This is a genomic window from Pseudoalteromonas sp. P1-13-1a (assembly GCF_001401875.1).
GTDB lineage: Bacteria > Pseudomonadota > Gammaproteobacteria > Enterobacterales > Alteromonadaceae > Pseudoalteromonas.
Map to the genome: position 1 here is coordinate 1 of NZ_LKDV01000076.1, position 876 is coordinate 876.

At 44.7% G+C, this 876-nt stretch carries 1 protein-coding gene; it reads right to left on the reverse strand.

Going from position 1 to position 876, the window contains the following annotated elements; genetic code table 11:
• Positions 1-24 precede the first annotated feature (24 nt).
• Positions 25-876 (reverse strand): elongation factor Tu (tuf, locus tag AN391_RS19825; protein WP_055016971.1); only part of this gene is annotated, 852 nt, incomplete at its 5' end.

Here is an 876-nt window from a genome sequence, read left to right on the forward strand (position 1 = left end):
AGTATTAATTAGCTAGGCTAATTATTACTCTACGATAGTTGCTACAACACCAGCACCTACAGTACGGCCACCTTCACGGATAGCGAAACGAAGACCTTCGTCCATCGCGATTGGCGCGATTAGAGTTACTGTCATCTTAACGTTATCACCAGGCATTACCATTTCTACGCCTTCTGGTAACTGTACGTCACCTGTTACGTCAGTTGTACGGAAGTAGAACTGTGGACGGTAACCTTTGAAGAATGGAGTATGACGACCACCTTCATCTTTAGAAAGTACGTATACTTCTGAAGTGAATGTAGTGTGTGGCTTGATTGAACCAGGCTTAGCTAGTACTTGACCACGTTCAACGTCTTCACGCTTAGTACCACGTAGAAGTGCACCAATGTTCTCACCAGCACGACCTTCGTCAAGAAGCTTACGGAACATCTCAACACCAGTACAAGTAGACTTAGTAGTCTCTTTGATACCAACGATTTCAACTTCGTCGTTCACGTTGATGATACCAGCTTCAACACGGCCAGTTACAACAGTACCACGACCTTGGATTGAGAAAACGTCTTCGATAGGCATGATGAATGGCTTATCGATGTCACGCTCTGGCTCTGGAATGTAAGAATCTAGTGCTTCTGCAAGCTCAACGATCTTGTCTTCCCACTGCTTTTCGCCTTCAAGTGCTTTAAGTGCAGAACCTTGAATTAGTGGTAAGTCATCACCTGGGAAGTCGTACTCAGAAAGAAGTTCACGAACTTCCATTTCTACTAGCTCAAGTAGCTCTTCGTCGTCAACCATGTCACATTTGTTCATGAATACAACGATGTAAGGTACGCCAACCTGACGAGAAAGTAGGATGTGCTCACGTGTTTGTGGCATAGG